This window comes from Mesorhizobium sp. M0060 (assembly GCF_040323155.1).
In the GTDB taxonomy this organism is placed as follows: Bacteria; Pseudomonadota; Alphaproteobacteria; order Rhizobiales; family Rhizobiaceae; genus Mesorhizobium.
In genome coordinates this window covers 213,171-227,540 of sequence record NZ_JAMYUP010000002.1, presented here as the reverse complement: position 1 = coordinate 227,540, position 14,370 = coordinate 213,171, and the positions used below count along the sequence as shown (strand labels likewise).

The window sequence follows — 14,370 nt, the reverse complement described above, 5'->3', positions numbered from 1 at the left end:
GGCTTGATCAGCGTCTGCCGTTGCCACTGGCTTCAGCTTTTTCCGGATGGCCGCCGACAATGGTCCGCGTCAATTGCCAGTGGACCTCGGAAATCTCCGAGGCTTTGAACGCAAGCACGATCTGGCGGCTGCGGCGCGGGCCGCCGAGCCCGGCGAAATAGATCGATTCCTCGACCTCGGGCGTCACTTCGGTGGAGGTAAACACCCAGGTGTCGGCATGGTCGGCGGTCAGCACCAGGCGGTCATGCTCATCCTGGAGCAGGTTTATGTCGGGATGGACATGGAAACGCACCGTAACGAAATCACGGCCATTGTTGCGGATAGAAGCGCCGCCCGGCCGCAGGAAGCGGTCCCTGCCTGCAAGCACATTGCCCTCGGTCGACAATTTCAGCTCGCGCTCATGCAGGAACCCGAAACGCGCCACGTAGCCGTCATGGCGGGCGATGAAGCCCTGGCTGCCCTTCTGGTCGGTACGCTTGCAAGGCACATGCTGCGGCCCGCCGATCAAAGGCGTGCCGAGCAGGTCGTTGACCCGCAAGGAGTGGTTGAAGCGCGCCGATGACGTATCGTTGATGGTGGCGGTCGAGTGGGCGGCGGTGGCGCGGGCAAGCGGCCGGAATTCGGCGGCGCCATAGGTGTCTATGCCGGCATTGACGATATAATGCTGGCGGCCCGACGACAATTCGAAGGCGAGGCATCCGGCGTGAGCGGCATTGGACACGTCGACGGGCGGCGGCGGGCCGGTATCGGCGATCACCGTGACACCACCCATCGACAGGCGCTCATAACCCGAATGCGGCGCGTGCAGCAATGGTGCGCCGGCGGTGTCGTCGTGATGCAGGATGGTGGCGATACGGTCGTGAATGGTGGCGCCCATGCCGTTGAAGCGAGCAAGGCTGCCATCCTGATGGCGAAAGAAGCGCAGCGCCGGCAGCATCCGGTCGATGGCGCCGATCAGGGCGGCCGGCGGTGTCTCGGCCTGATTGGCATACGTCTGGCGCAACGGCAGAAGGTCGGCGAGGATTTCAAGCACGGCCATCGGATTGCGGGAGATATGGCCGCCGTCAGGCAGAATCTGGCGATCGAGCTCCTCAGCGAGAGTACGGGTGGCACCGCGTAGCGCCGAGGCGGGCGCCGGCAGCGACAAAGCGGCAAACGCCAGCGCAATGCGCGCGCGCAGCCTGTCCTTGCCGTCCGGCATCTCGCGCGCCATGGCGCGCAAATAGCGGATCTGGACGGCGAGCGATTTCAGGAACGCGCGGTAGAACGGAAATTCGGCGCCCTGCAACACGATCGAGGAATGCTGCAGCCAGGCAATGACGCGCTTGGCCGTCGTGCCGGGCTCCCAGGCAACGCCGGAAATATGGCTGCCATGGATTGCAATCCAGTCGGAAACCAATGCTCGCGCGTTGGCGGCGGCGAGCTCGGTGCCCGCGGCACGCATATGGCGCAGCCAGCGAAAGCCGTGCAGCGTCCTTTGCCAGCCGGGATTGGGCACGTCGATCTGGAAGGGCGATTTGCCACCGGTCTCGACCAGATGCCCCGAAAGCGGATAGCGGCCGTAATAGATCTCGAGCGCGATCTGAGGATCGGCGAGGCGCAGGTCCGGCGGGGCGATCAGGACGCGCTCCGGCGTGCGGCCGGAGTAGCGCCAGCGATAGAGTGGCCCGGCACGCAAGCGCCGGCGCGTCTTGCGCCAGAACTCCCTCGCGACAAGCGTCCATAGTCGCGTCGTGTTACCGGCAACGATTGCCAAAACCCCTCCTGATCGTCCTCGCCCAAGCACAAGTTTATATGATTCAAGAACTTGTGCGAAGGCGAATTCCGCGACAGCGTGGCCGTTCAGCCTGTTTTCCGTGCCTCCTCGCCCCAAAAAGGTCGGACTGCGCTTCGAGATCTACCCCTTAGCCGACTCTGCGCATGCGGGCGGCGAAGAAGCCGTCCAGCCCGGAACGGGCCGGCGAACCTAGCTCCAGATCGGCAGGCGTGGTGCGCAACGTGCCTTGCGGCGTCAGGAACGGGTCGATGCCGGCGATCTCACGCAGCCGAAGCGGGTCGTCGACGATTTCCGCATTGCCGGCGAGAAAGTTGCGATAGAGCTCTTCGCCTTCGAGCGGATCGAGCGAACAGTTGGAAAAGACGATGCGTCCGCCAGGTTCGACCAGGGTGACGGCGCGGGCGAGCAGCTTCCGCTGCAGGTCGGCCAGTTTTTCGACGTCGGCCGCCGTCTTCGTCCAGGGCACGTCGGGGTGCCGCCGCACCGTGCCGGTCGAAGAGCAAGGTGCGTCGAGGAGGACGGCGTCGAAGAGGTCCTTCGGCTCGTATTTGAGCAGATCGGCTTGCACGATCTCTGCCGAAAGGCCTAGCCTTTCGAGGTTCTGCGCCAGCCGCGCCAACCGGTTTCGGGACATGTCGAGCGCGGTGACGCGGGCGCCGGCAAGGATCAGCTGGGCGGTCTTGCCGCCGGGGGCGGCACAGAGGTCAGCGATGTGAAGCCCCTTGACGTCGCCGAACAATCGAGCCGGCAGGCTGGCCGCAGCATCCTGAACCCACCAGGCGCCTTCCCCAAAGCCGGGCAGTTCGGTGACGGAAGCGCTGAGCTTTTCGACCCGCACCGTGCCGGTCGGCAAGACGAAGCCGCCGAGCCGTTCTGCCCACAGCGCCGGATCCGACTTGACCGAGAAATCGACCGGCGCTTCATGGCGATGGGCGAGCAGAATCTGCCTGGCCTTGTCGGGTCCGTAGACAGTTTTCAAGCGGTCGGAAAACCATCTCGGCGCCTCGTCGGTGGCGGCAAGTGCCGCCGCCAGCTCGTCCTGCTTGGCCCGCGCCAGGGTGCGAAGCACGCCATTGACGAGGCCGGAAAAGCGCGTGGTGCGCGGATCGGATTTGGCGTGGGTCACGGCGAGGTCGACGGCGGCGCTGTCGGGAATGTCGAGGAACAGGATCTGCGCCGCCGCCACATGCAAGATGTGCGAAAGTGCTGTGGCGTTGGGCGGCAGCGGCTTTTCCAGGCGGCGGGCCAGCAGGCTCGATATGGTCATGCGGTAGCGCAGGGCGGTGACCAGAATGGCGCGCACCAGGGCACGGTCGCGCAGGTCGAGCGCCTTGTATTGCGGATGGCCGTTCTCATGGTCGGTCAGCCCGTCGAGCGGCGTTCTCGCATCGATGACGGCGGCAAGCAGGCGGGCGGCTGCCTTTCGCGCGGCGAGGCCGGGCGCTTCCGAAGGTTGTCTTGGAAGCGGCGTCATCGTGCGGGTGATCGCTTGGCTAATGCGAAGACGGCGTTGAGAAAATCATCTTTGCTACCCGCGGGGGAAGACAGCCCCAGGTATTCATTCTCCACCTTGCCGAGATAGTCGGAGATTTGCCTGGGATCTGCGCCGTCGACCACGAGACTCATAATCTGCAGCAGATAGTTGTCATACTCATCTGCAGGAAGCGGACGGAATCCAGGTTCTCTGGATGTCGCTGTACTCTCCATAGGTATTCCAATCGGGTTCCAGTGCTTAGCGCACAGGATACGCATCTCCTCAAGTTGCATAGGCCCCTTCCCGCCCGCGGCTGCGCTCACGACCACGGACCTTTGGGCCCGGTTGGATTGCGTCCCCAGGGATTGGGTTTCGGCCTGGCCGGCTCAGCCGGCCTCTCGGGCCGCGCGGCCCTGTCCCACGGACCCGACGGCTGCTGCCCGGTCTCTTCCGGCGTCGGCCTTGGCGTCGCGGCCGCTTCGGGTGCGCCGGCCATCTCGCTTGCCATCCTCTGCAATGCGGCGATGCGGTTTTCTGTGCTCGGGTGAGTGGAAAACAAACTGTCCATGCGCTCGCCGGAAAGGGGATTGATGATGAAGAGATGGGCGGTTGCCGGACTGCGCTCGGCATCCGGGTTGCGGATGCGTTCGGCGCCACGCGCGATCTTGTCAAGTGCCGAGGCGAGCCACAGCGGGTGTCCACAGATTTCGGCACCGCGCCGGTCGGCCTCGTATTCGCGGGTGCGGCTCACCGCCATCTGCACGATCATGGCGGCCAGGGGCGCCACGATCATCGCCACCAGCACGCCGACGATGCCGAAGGGATTGTTGTTGTCGCGGTTGCCGCCGAAGAAGAAGGCGAAATTGCCGAGCATCGAGATTGCGCCGGCAAGGGTGGCGACAATTGTCATGGTCAGCGTGTCGCGATGCTGCACATGGGCAAGCTCGTGCGCCATCACCGCCGCGACTTCTTCATGTGACAGTTGCTGCAGCAGGCCGGTGCTGGCGGCGACAGCGGCATTTTGCGGATTGCGGCCGGTGGCGAAGGCATTGGGCTGCGGATTGTCGATGAGATAGGTTCTCGGCATCGGCAGGCCGGCACGCTGGGCGAGACCCTGCACGATGGCGTAATATTCAGGCGCGTTGCTTTCGTCGACCTCGACGGCGCGGTGCATCGACAGCACCATCTTGTCGGCGTTCCAATAGCTGAACAGATTGGTGCCGGCGGCGATCAGCAAGGCGATCATCATGCCGCCGGATCCGCCGATGAGATAGCCGACGCCCATGAACAGGGCCGTCATTGCGGCCAAAAGCATGGCGGTGCGAAGGGTGTTCATCGTCTGCTCCGTTCTGGCCCAACAAAGGGGTCGATCCTTGTGGACCCATCGCTATATGATGGGAAACAGCGGTTCCCGTTTCAATCGGGGGCCTGTTTCAATCTACCGGAAGATCGCATGATCGACAAAACCAGCAAAACGCGTGCTAACGGCGAGCCGCAAAAGCCGCTGGCGCCGGCAGCCCGGCGCGCCTTGGCGGAGGCCGAGGCGCGGCGGGAGAAATATCGCGCGAAGGAAGCCACACTGCCGAGGGAGATCGGCGGGCGCGGCGGCAAGGAGCCCGGCCGCTACGGCGACTGGGAGGTCAAGGGCCTGACCAGCGACTTTTAGCCCAAACAGGGTGCTAGCTAAGCAGGCTGCGAGGCCCGCTCCGCTTCGATGGTGATCCAGCCGCTGGCATCGACGGCAATGCCGATCGCGTCATAGCCGGCGACGGCGGCATGCGGCGTCTCCAACGGATGCCGGTGCGTGGCGCTGATCACCACGACCGCGGCGCCCGCGGCCTCGGCTGCCGCTATGCCGGCGGGTGCGTCCTCGAAGACGAGGCAGTCGCGCACATCGACGCCGAGCCGTTCGGCCGCCAGCCGGAAGCAGTCGGGCGCCGGCTTGCCGCGGGACACGTCCTCTGCGGCAACGATTACGGCGGGAGCCGGAATGCCGGCGGCCTGCAGGCGCAGCAAGGCAAGTTCGCGGGGCGCTGAGGTGGCGATCGCCCAGCTCGCGGGCGGCAGCGACGCCAGGAACGCCGCAGCGCCGGCAATCGGGCGAATGCCCTCGACATCGGCCGCCTCGGCCTGCAAAAGCGCATCGGCTTCGCGGGCAGGGTCGATGCCCGGAAGTGCCAGCCGGCCGATGGTCTCGATCGCCCGAACGCCGTGGATGGTCGGCAGGAATGCGGCGACGTCAAGACCTTGCCGATGCGCCCAAGCTGCCCAGACCCTTTCCGCCGCGGCAATCGAATTGAGAATCGTGCCATCCATATCGAACAGGAAGGCCGCAAATTTTCTGCCTGCAAACATCGGTTTTTCCGGAGTCATTTTGGAGGGATTATTTCGAAGGAAGCATGTCGATCGACCGTAACGTTGCCGCGTCCGTATGGGAAGCCGCGCGGCGTCGTTTTCGGCCTCTCCACGGAACCGCTGCGCATGTCCCCGCGTTGATCGGAGCTATCTTTCACGACGATCGATGGGGGAGGACGATGCTGATTCGGCTCGGCTATGAAATTGCCATTGAATGCGTTGCAGCCACGCCGGTCGTTTCGTTGCTCGATATCCACAAGGATCGTCAGGCCAACATCAAGCGGCAGACGCGCGTGCTGACGTCGCCGTCCGTGCCGACCAGGGTCTACCACGATGTCTTCGGCAATAGCTGCCGCCGCTTCACGGCGCCGGCCGGAAATTTTCGCATCCTCTACGATGCGGTGGTCGAAGACAGTGGCGAGACGGACGAGGTCAACACGCTGGCCAGGCAAGTCCCGGTCGAGGAATTGCCGGATGAGGTGCTCGGCTATCTGCTCGGCAGCCGCTACTGCGAGACCGATCATCTCAGCGATCTGGCCTGGCAACTCTTCGGCCAGCTTCCGCCGGGCTGGGCGCGGGTGCAGGCGATCGTCGACTATGTCCACAACCGCCTTTCCTTCGGCTACGGCTATGCGCGCTCGACCCGCACGGCGGCGCAGGCGCATGAGGAACGCGTCGGCGTCTGCCGCGACTTTGCCCATCTGGCAATCACGCTCTGCCGCTGCATGAACATCCCGGCCCGCTACGTGAACGGCTATCTCGGCGACATCGGCGTGCCCGCCGATCCGGCGCCGATGGACTTCTCGGCCTGGATGGAAGTGTTCCTCGACGGCAAGTGGTACATCTTCGATCCCCGCCACAATTTGCGGAGAATCGGCCGCGTCGTCATTGCGCGCGGCCGCGACGCCACCGACGTGCCGCTGCTGCACAGTTTCGGCCCGCACCGGCTCAGCCTGTTCAAGGTCTGGACCTACGAGCAGGAAGGCAATCTGTTCAAGCCGCCCTATCGCGGCGTCGACAGGACGGTCAGCGCACGGATGCTGGCCTAGTCGTGTCGGACACATTCATCGTCGATATTTCCATCTCCCGCCACCGCTGATCCGGTTCGATACATCTCGGCTGTGCCGGATCGGGACGCGGTCCGGCCGTCCCGAATTGTAAGCCGGATCGTGGTAAGCGCTTCGTGAACAAAGTCGCGCCGGTGTGCATTCATTTACCGGTTGTTTACTGTATTGCGGCTCGAAACCGTTTGGAAACAATGGTCTGATGGGGAGCTGCTCGCTTTCGCCCGCCTGGCGGAGCGATCCGGCCGGAATCCTGCAATGCGCCTTCGGACAGCTACAGGCTGTAGCGAATGGAGGCGGAAGGATGCGGCGTTTCGGGGGTCTTGTTCAGACGATCGGCGGCTTTGCCGCGGATCGCAGCGGAAATTTCGCGGTGCTGTTTGGCGTAATCGGCTCAATGCTGGCGCTGAGCGTTGGCTTTGCCATCAACGTCTCCCAACTCTATAATGTGAAATCGAGCCTGCAGGGCGTGGTCGATGCGGCGGTCACCTCGACGGCCCGCGACCTGACGACCGGCGTCATCAGCGAGGCCGACGCGAACAAATCGGTGCAGGCCTTTCTCGATGCCAACAGCACGGCGGGTATCCTGCAGGACAACGAGATCGTTCTCGACAATCTGGCGATCGACAGGACCGCCAAGACCGTCCAGGCGGACGTCCATGTCAACGTCAGCTACTATTTCCCGTTTTTCAGCACGGGTGGCATGCAGCGCGTTCCAGCATCGACGACGGCGCTCTATTCGGACAAGGAGATCGAAGTCGCGATGATGCTCGACGTGACCGGGTCGATGGCCGGCCAGAAAATCATCGATCTGCGGGCGGCTGCGGCGAATGCGGTCGACAGTTTCCTGGGCGGCCAGGACCCCTCCAAGCCGCGAGTGCGGGTTGCCATCGTGCCTTACGCCAATTCGGTGAATGCCGGTACGCTTGCCTCCAGCAGCGTCTATGTGGAAACCACCGCCAGCCAACGCAAACAGGCGCCGGCCAATGACGCCGTGCAGTATGTCACGGGCTTCATCCGTCCGGACAATTGCGCCACCGAACGCAAGGGGACCTATCAATATTCGGACGCAGGCCCTGACGCCAGCATGGTCAACCGCGACTACCTGCTGTCGTCCTTCGCTTGGCAAACCGGCACCGCCGCCTGCCCGGCCGCCACGCTGATGCCGCTGACGGCGGATGCGACGGCGCTCAAGACGGTCATCAAGAATTTCGTCGCCTCCGGCGGCACCGCCGGCCATATCGGCGTGCAGTGGACCTGGTACATGCTGTCGGAAAACTGGGGGAGCATAATGAGGACTTCGCAACGGCCGGCCAAGATGGATCCAAAAAAGGTCGCCAAAATCGCGATCCTAATGACCGACGGCGAGTTCAACCTATCCTACTTCGATGCGAGCACCGTCGGCGACGTCTACAATGACGCCGGCAAGGAGCCGACCCGCACGGCGGCCAAGAAACTTTGCGCTGCCATGCGGGACAAGGGCATCGAGATCTTCACTATTGGGTTTGACCTAAACGAAACGAATGCCAAGGCGACGCTCCAGGATTGCGCGAGCCCGGACACCGCCAAGATCAAGCACTTCTACCAAGCGGCCAATGGAACCGAACTCAACCAGGCTTTCCAGGATATAGCGCGCAACGTCGAGATGTTGAGCGTAACCAAATAGGGGACAACAGCCCAAAAAGAAAAGGCCGCCGCTTCTCGCGAAGCCGGCGGCCTTCCGTGTTTCCGTCCATGGCGCGGCTCCGGGCGGCGACGGTTGGTCGCCAGCCGCGCATCTCGCGCCTTAACGGGAAGACTGCTTCCCGAAAGTGCAATCCGCTGAGGCCACGTTCTGGAAAACGAAATCACTCGACATCGGATCACCTCCTTTCGATTTGTTGAACACTCCCTCATGATGGGGTGTCACCCGGCAAATGGCAAGGCGCGGCACCCGAAAATCCTGAACAAGCGTGCTTGCGCACCCAGGCGGCTTGCGGCCGGCCGATCGGGCAGGCAAGATCGCGCTGCTATTGTTCCGGGCCACTATTGTTCCGGGTAAGGGAGGACGGGGATGGATCCAGCCGATAGGGCAGCCCGGATCGTTCGAACGGTTATCGAAACGCTGAAGCCGGGCTTTGCGGTGAGGTTGTGGACGGGCGAGCGGATCGGCCCGGCTGCCGGCCCGGTGCTCACCATTAACGACCAGGACATCGTCTGGCAGATCGTACGCCGCCCCTCCTTCTCGACGCTGATCGAGATGTGGATTTCCAAGGCAGTCGACGTCGAAGACGGATCGCTGTTCGATTTCTACGCCTTGCCCACGCAAGGCAAACTCCGGACGAAGCTCAAGTCATTGCCGAAGCTGGCGATCCTGCGCGACCTGCCGGCCGTGCTGCTTTCGCGAAAACAGATGACGACGCGCACCGACCTTTCCGGCCGCAATCCTTTCGTCAGCGGTTCGAGCAAGGAGGCGATCCAGCACCATTACGATATTTCCAACGCCTTCTATCGGCTCTTCCTCGACGAGCGGATGGTCTATAGCTGCGGCTACTTCAAGGATTTCGCCAACGATATCGACCAGGCGCAGAAAGACAAGCTCGACCATATCTGCCGCAAGCTTCGGCTGAAGCCCGACGAAAAACTGCTCGACATCGGCTGCGGCTGGGGAGCGATGCTCATTCACGCGGTGAAGAACTATGGCGTCGTCGGCCACGGCGTTTCGTTGTCGGAGGCACAGACCGAACTCGCCCGCGAACGCATCCGTGCCGAAGGGCTGGAGGACCGCATCACCATCGAGATAAAATCCTATGGCGAGCTCTCCGGCTCCTTCGACAAGATCTCGTCGATCGGCATGTTCGAGCATCTGGGGCTTGCCAACCATGCGGCCTATTTCTCGACGATCCATCGCCTGCTCAAACCCGGCGGCATCTATCTGCACCATGCCATCACCCGGCGCGACAAGGGCAGCCTGAAGAAGACGCTGCGCAAGGGGCCGGAATTCAAGGCGTTGATCAAATACATCTTCCCGGGCGGCGAACTCGACACGATCGGCATGACGCTCGGCAATCTCGAGGCGCATGGCTTGCTCGTCTATGATGTCGAAAACTTGCGCGAGCATTATGCGCGCACCTGCAGGCTATGGGCCGAACGTCTCCATGCACGCTTCGACGAGGCGATCGCCGAAGTCGGCGAAGCCAAGGCGCGGCTCTGGCTGCTTTATCTCACCGGCTGCTCGATCACCTTCGAACGCGCCTCGGCGCAGATTTTCCAGACCGTCGCCACCAGGCGGGCGCGCGGCCCCAGCGGCCTGCCGCCGACGCGTGCGGATTTGTATCGATAGCCTACAGGAAGCGCATCGTCGCGCCGATCTCGATCCGGCCGGGCCGGTCGACCGTGCAGTAGACGCCGAGATTGTGGGCGTTGTGGCGGACCAGGCTGCGCAGGATTGCCGGATCGTGGTCGAAGCCGTCCTGGGCAATGATGGTGAAGCCGCATCGGCGGCACGGCTCGGAGACGGTCAGGAGCAGGTCGCCGATCGCCAGCTTGCGCCCGATCCATTCCGTCTCGGGAAACGACCCCTCGACCTCAGGCATGTCGACGACGATGTTGGGCCGGAAGCGGCGCGGGTCGGCGACGCCTTCCGGATGCAGCGCCTTCAAACGCGCCAGCGAAGCGGTGGTCAGCAGATGAATGGGGGCCTTGACGTAGCGCTCCGCCAGCAGGGGACCGGCGTAATCCGGCGCGGCATTCTCCCGGCGAAACGGCCGGATAGAAGCCGCAAAGCCGAGATAGGCGGAAACGGCGCGGTCGCTGTCAGCGCCGGGTGCGGCCAGCCAGTCGCCGTCGGGGACGGCGATCTCCAGTCCGCCGGCCGGCGACAGCCGGGTACGGATGCGCGGCACCTTGTGCCATTTCGCTTCGCGATCGGGCCGTGCAATTTCGTTGTTCGAAGCATCGACGAGACCGAACAGGCGGTCGCCTTCAACGGTGTGCCAACCGACCGAGATCACCTCTTGGCGCTCGCCGGCGAGCGAGCTCGCGGGGTAGCGCCAAAGCTCGGTGACAGCACCCAACGAGGCTTGCATCAGCTCTTCTTGTTTTGCCGATTGGCGATCAGGTCGTCGACGACTGCTGGATCGGCCAGCGTCGAGGTGTCGCCAAGCGCAGCAAAATCGTCCTCCGCGATCTTGCGCAGGATGCGCCGCATGATCTTGCCGGAGCGCGTCTTCGGCAGGCCCGGTGCGAACTGGATCTTGTCGGGCGAGGCAATGGCGCCGATCTCCTTGCGGACATGGGCGACGAGTTCATTGCGGAGCTCCTCGCTCGGCTTCTCGCCGGCCATCAGGGTGACGTAGCAGTAGATGCCCTGGCCCTTGATGTCATGGGGATAGCCGACCACCGCGGCTTCGGAGACTTTCTCGTGTGAGACCAGCGCCGATTCGACCTCGGCGGTGCCCATGCGATGGCCGGAGACGTTGATGACGTCGTCGACGCGGCCGGTGATCCAGTAGTAACCGTCAGCATCGCGGCGGCAGCCATCGCCGGTGAAGTACTTGCCCTTGTAGGTCGAGAAATAGGTCTGCACGAAGCGCTCGTGATCGCCATAGACGGTGCGCATCTGCCCGGGCCACGAATCGGCGATGCAAAGATTGCCGCTGGCTTCACTTTCCAGCACCCTGCCGTCACCGTCGACCAGCTGCGGCTTGACGCCGAAGAACGGCCGCGTTGCCGAACCCGCCTTGAGGTCGGTGGCGCCGGGCAGCGGCGTTATCAGGATGCCACCGGTCTCGGTCTGCCACCATGTGTCGACGATCGGCACCTTGCCGTTGCCGACGACGTTGAAATACCACTCCCAGGCTTCGGGATTGATCGGCTCGCCGACCGAGCCCAGCACACGCAGCGAGTTGCGCGACGTTTTGGTGACGTGCGCATCGCCGGCACCCATCAGCGCGCGCAGCGCCGTCGGGGCGGTGTAGAAGATGTTGACCTTGTGCTTGTCGATGACGTCCCAGAAGCGCGATTGCGACGGGTAATTCGGCACGCCTTCGAACATCAGCGTGGTGGCGCCGTTGGCGAGCGGCCCGTAGAGAATATAGCTGTGGCCGGTGACCCAGCCGACATCGGCGGTGCACCAGTAGATGTCGCCGTCATGATAGTCGAAGACATATTGGTGGGTCATCGAGACGTAGACGAGATAACCGGCGGTGGTGTGCAGCACACCTTTCGGCTTGCCGGTCGAGCCCGACGTATAGAGGATGAACAGCGGGTCCTCGGCCTTCATCTTCTCCGGCTTGCATTCGGCCTTAACCGTCGCGACCTCGTCATGGTACCAGACGTCGCGCCCGGCGATCCAGCCGGTCTTGCCGCCGGTGCGGCGCACGACGACGACCCTTTCGACCTGGGTTCCGGCCTTTGCGGCGATCTCGATTGCCTTGTCGGTGTTCTCCTTCAGCGGGATCGGCTTGCCGCCGCGCAGGCCTTCGTCGGCGGTGATGACAAAAGTCGACTTGCAGTCGTCGATGCGGCCGGCCAGCGCGTCCGGCGAAAAGCCGCCGAAGACGACCGAATGGATGGCGCCGATCCGCGTGCAGGCAAGCATCGCATAGGCGGCTTCCGGGATCATCGGCATGTAGATGGTGACGCGGTCGCCCTTCTTGACGCCGTGCTTCTTCATCACATTGGCGAGCCGGCAGACGTGCGCATAAAGCTCGTTATAGGTGATCTTCCTGTCGTCGTAGGGATTGTCGCCTTCCCAGATGATGGCGGTCTGGTCGCCGCGCTTTTTCAGATGCCGGTCGATACAGTTCCAGGAAACATTGGTCTGGCCGTCCTCGAACCATTTGATCGAGACCTTGCCGTCGAAGGAGGTGTTCTTGACCTTGCTGAAAGGCTTGAACCAGTCGATGCGCTTGCCGTGCTTGCCCCAGAACTTGTCCGGGTTCTTGACGCTGTCGGCGTACCATTTCAAATAGGTGTCGTTGTCGATCAGCGCGTTCTTCTTCCACGCCGGCTGGACGCGGTGGACATGAACATCGGACATTTCTTAGCTTTCCTCCCGAAACCCAACCCGCCGGGTTGACTGCCAGCGGCATCGCGGCGATGCGGCCGCGAATTCGCGCGCATTATTAACAGTTCGGCGGTGACGGCAACATTAGACGTTGGATTTGCGCGGCGGGATGCCGCAGGCGCTTTGGTCACTGCTGTCAGCACTCGGCGGGATCGCTGCTAACTACATGTTTTTGCGTAGTAAACCCGGTCTACACCACAAAAGATCAATAGACGCTTAAGCAAATAGCGCGCACAATTTCAAATTGGGAGGAAGGAGAATCAACCAGGGGACCGCAATGCGCGACCATTCCGAAATGGACCTGATGCTCAAGGGCTATGGCTTGACCACGGCCAAGATTCTTTATCACTTTCCCGATCATCCGCATCTGCTGCAGAGCTTCATCTGGCAGGACTACGACATCGCCCCGAAATTTCCGGTGCTGATCCGCTTCATCGAGTTCTGGAAGGCCAAGCTCGAAGGCCCGCTGCATTCGGTGAGCTACACGCACCAAAAGCTGATCGCGCCGAATGAGTGGCGCAAGGTCGATGGCGAGTTCTTGCTGCATTAGAGCGCCGCGCGGGCGGCAGTCTGGGAGCCGCCGTCAGCCCTGGAGCGTCAGACCGCGGGCGGGCTCAGCCGAGCAAAACCCTCCTGGCGGCGATAGGGAAAATACGGGTAGGGTGCGGTGACTTCGCTTGCCGCGTCGAGCTTCTTCATCTGGTCGGCCGTCAATGACCAGCCGACGGCGCCAAGATTCTGGCGTAGTTGTTCCTCGTTGCGCGCACCGATGATAACGGAGGCGACGGTTGGCCGTTGCAGCAGCCAATTGATGGCGATCTGCGGCACGGTCTTGCCGGTTTCCTTGGCCACGATGTCAAGCGCCTCGACCACCCGATAGAGATGCTCGTTCTCGACTGGCGGTCCGAAGCTTGCCGTATCGTGCAACCGGCTTTTTTCCGGCAGCTTCTCGCCGCGGCGGATCTTGCCGGTCAGGCGGCCCCAGCCGAGCGGGCTCCACACCAGCGCACTGAGGCCCTGGTCGAGGCCGAGCGGCATCAACTCCCATTCATAGTCGCGCCCGACCAGCGAGTAATAGACCTGATGGGCGACGTATCGGGGATAGCCGTATCTATCCGCCAGGCCGAGCGACTTCATCACTTGCCAGCCGGAAAAGTTGGAAACGCCGATATAGCGCAGCTTGCCGGCGCGCACGAGGCTGTCCAGCGTCGACAGCACCTCCTCGATCGGTGTTGCGGCGTCGAAGGCGTGCAGTTGCAAAAGGTCGATGTAATCGGTGCCGAGCCGGCTGAGCGCATCGTCTACTGCCCTGATCAGGCGCGAACGCGACGAGCCGGCGTCGTTCGGCCCGTCGCCCATCGGCAGCGATGTCTTGGTCGAGATCAGCACGGCGTCGCGGCGGCCCTTGATCGCTTGGCCGAGCACCTGTTCGGAGGCGCCGTTCGAATAGACGTCGGCGGTGTCGAAGAGGTTGACGCCAGCCTCAAGGCAGATGTCGACCAGCCGTCGCGCTTCCGTCGCATCGCTGTTGCCCCAGGCGCCGAATAGCGGTCCCGAGCCGCCGAAGGTTCCGGCGCCGAACGAAAGCGCGGGAACCTTCAGGCCCGAGGCGCCAAGACGTCGATAATCCATGGTTTTGCTCCTTGTTGTT

At 63.1% G+C, this 14,370-nt stretch carries 13 protein-coding genes; 5 read left to right on the top strand and 8 right to left on the bottom strand.

The genetic code is table 11. The features are described 5' to 3' along the window. Positions 1–7: 7 nt before the first annotated feature. From NKJ94_RS03400 to htpX, 4 genes are all read right to left on the bottom strand, one after another. Positions 8–1,756, bottom strand: coding sequence for a heparinase II/III family protein (locus NKJ94_RS03400; RefSeq protein ID WP_352522973.1), 1,749 nt, complete (start codon positions 1,754–1,756; stop codon positions 8–10). A gap of 148 nt (positions 1,757–1,904) precedes the next feature. Further along, the gene (locus NKJ94_RS03395; protein ID WP_352522972.1) at positions 1,905–3,251 is read right to left on the bottom strand and encodes an RsmB/NOP family class I SAM-dependent RNA methyltransferase; all 1,347 of its coding nucleotides are present in this window, start codon (positions 3,249–3,251) and stop codon (positions 1,905–1,907) included. Further along, complete coding sequence (locus tag NKJ94_RS03390; RefSeq protein ID WP_352522971.1) at positions 3,248–3,544, bottom strand: hypothetical protein; 297 nt, start codon at positions 3,542–3,544, stop codon at positions 3,248–3,250. Before NKJ94_RS03390 ends, NKJ94_RS03395 begins: the two co-directional genes overlap by 4 nt. Before the next feature lie 26 nt (positions 3,545–3,570). After that, on the bottom strand, positions 3,571–4,587 hold the full coding sequence (gene htpX, locus NKJ94_RS03385) for a zinc metalloprotease HtpX (protein ID WP_352522970.1): 1,017 nt from the start codon (positions 4,585–4,587) through the stop codon (positions 3,571–3,573). 117 nt (positions 4,588–4,704) lie between these two features. On the opposite strand from htpX, the gene NKJ94_RS03380 reads away from it, so the two are divergent. After that, on the top strand, positions 4,705–4,917 hold the full coding sequence (locus tag NKJ94_RS03380; RefSeq protein WP_352522969.1) for a DUF1674 domain-containing protein: 213 nt from the start codon (positions 4,705–4,707) through the stop codon (positions 4,915–4,917). A 17-nt stretch (positions 4,918–4,934) separates the two neighbouring features. Here NKJ94_RS03380 and NKJ94_RS03375 read toward each other — a convergent pair whose 3' ends face one another. Next, entirely contained in the window at positions 4,935–5,606 is a 672-nt protein-coding gene (locus NKJ94_RS03375) for an HAD-IA family hydrolase (protein WP_352522968.1), read from the bottom strand. Positions 5,607–5,785: 179 nt separating this feature from the next. Between NKJ94_RS03375 and NKJ94_RS03370 the strand changes: the two genes are divergently transcribed. The 3 genes from NKJ94_RS03370 (at position 5,786) to NKJ94_RS03360 (ending at position 9,992) form a co-directional block, all read left to right on the top strand. Then, the gene (locus tag NKJ94_RS03370; RefSeq protein WP_352522967.1) at positions 5,786–6,655 is read left to right on the top strand and encodes a transglutaminase-like domain-containing protein; all 870 of its coding nucleotides are present in this window, start codon (positions 5,786–5,788) and stop codon (positions 6,653–6,655) included. Positions 6,656–6,974: 319 nt separating this feature from the next. Then, entirely contained in the window at positions 6,975–8,336 is a 1,362-nt protein-coding gene (locus NKJ94_RS03365) for a pilus assembly protein TadG-related protein (RefSeq protein WP_352522966.1), read from the top strand. A 387-nt stretch (positions 8,337–8,723) separates the two neighbouring features. Continuing rightward, entirely contained in the window at positions 8,724–9,992 is a 1,269-nt protein-coding gene (locus NKJ94_RS03360; RefSeq protein ID WP_352522965.1) for a class I SAM-dependent methyltransferase, read from the top strand. A 1-nt stretch (position 9,993) separates the two neighbouring features. Here the strand turns inward: NKJ94_RS03360 and NKJ94_RS03355 are convergent, their stop codons facing one another. Beyond that, the gene (locus tag NKJ94_RS03355) at positions 9,994–10,737 is read right to left on the bottom strand and encodes an MOSC domain-containing protein (protein WP_352522964.1); all 744 of its coding nucleotides are present in this window, start codon (positions 10,735–10,737) and stop codon (positions 9,994–9,996) included. After that, on the bottom strand, positions 10,737–12,692 hold the full coding sequence (gene acs / locus NKJ94_RS03350) for an acetate--CoA ligase (RefSeq protein ID WP_352522963.1): 1,956 nt from the start codon (positions 12,690–12,692) through the stop codon (positions 10,737–10,739). Before acs ends, NKJ94_RS03355 begins: the two co-directional genes overlap by 1 nt. A 304-nt stretch (positions 12,693–12,996) precedes the next feature. On the opposite strand from acs, the gene NKJ94_RS03345 reads away from it, so the two are divergent. Further along, positions 12,997–13,269, top strand: coding sequence for an usg protein (locus tag NKJ94_RS03345; protein WP_352522962.1), 273 nt, complete (start codon positions 12,997–12,999; stop codon positions 13,267–13,269). 47 nt (positions 13,270–13,316) lie between these two features. On the opposite strand, the gene NKJ94_RS03340 is transcribed toward NKJ94_RS03345, so the two are convergent. Continuing rightward, the gene (locus NKJ94_RS03340) at positions 13,317–14,351 is read right to left on the bottom strand and encodes an aldo/keto reductase (protein ID WP_352522961.1); all 1,035 of its coding nucleotides are present in this window, start codon (positions 14,349–14,351) and stop codon (positions 13,317–13,319) included. Between the last annotated feature and the right edge of the window lie 19 nt (positions 14,352–14,370).

Coding starts and splice junctions, on each gene's coding strand:
- NKJ94_RS03375 (WP_352522968.1), bottom strand. CDS start 5,606: ATGTTTGCAGGCAGAAAATTTGCGGCCTTCCTGTTCGATATGGATGGC.
- NKJ94_RS03365 (WP_352522966.1), top strand. CDS start 6,975: ATGCGGCGTTTCGGGGGTCTTGTTCAGACGATCGGCGGCTTTGCCGCG.
- NKJ94_RS03345 (WP_352522962.1), top strand. CDS start 12,997: ATGCGCGACCATTCCGAAATGGACCTGATGCTCAAGGGCTATGGCTTG.
- NKJ94_RS03370 (WP_352522967.1), top strand. CDS start 5,786: ATGCTGATTCGGCTCGGCTATGAAATTGCCATTGAATGCGTTGCAGCC.
- NKJ94_RS03390 (WP_352522971.1), bottom strand. CDS start 3,544: ATGCAACTTGAGGAGATGCGTATCCTGTGCGCTAAGCACTGGAACCCG.
- acs (WP_352522963.1), bottom strand. CDS start 12,692: ATGTCCGATGTTCATGTCCACCGCGTCCAGCCGGCGTGGAAGAAGAAC.
- NKJ94_RS03340 (WP_352522961.1), bottom strand. CDS start 14,351: ATGGATTATCGACGTCTTGGCGCCTCGGGCCTGAAGGTTCCCGCGCTT.
- NKJ94_RS03380 (WP_352522969.1), top strand. CDS start 4,705: ATGATCGACAAAACCAGCAAAACGCGTGCTAACGGCGAGCCGCAAAAG.
- NKJ94_RS03355 (WP_352522964.1), bottom strand. CDS start 10,737: ATGCAAGCCTCGTTGGGTGCTGTCACCGAGCTTTGGCGCTACCCCGCG.
- NKJ94_RS03360 (WP_352522965.1), top strand. CDS start 8,724: ATGGATCCAGCCGATAGGGCAGCCCGGATCGTTCGAACGGTTATCGAA.
- NKJ94_RS03395 (WP_352522972.1), bottom strand. CDS start 3,251: ATGACGCCGCTTCCAAGACAACCTTCGGAAGCGCCCGGCCTCGCCGCG.
- htpX (WP_352522970.1), bottom strand. CDS start 4,587: ATGAACACCCTTCGCACCGCCATGCTTTTGGCCGCAATGACGGCCCTG.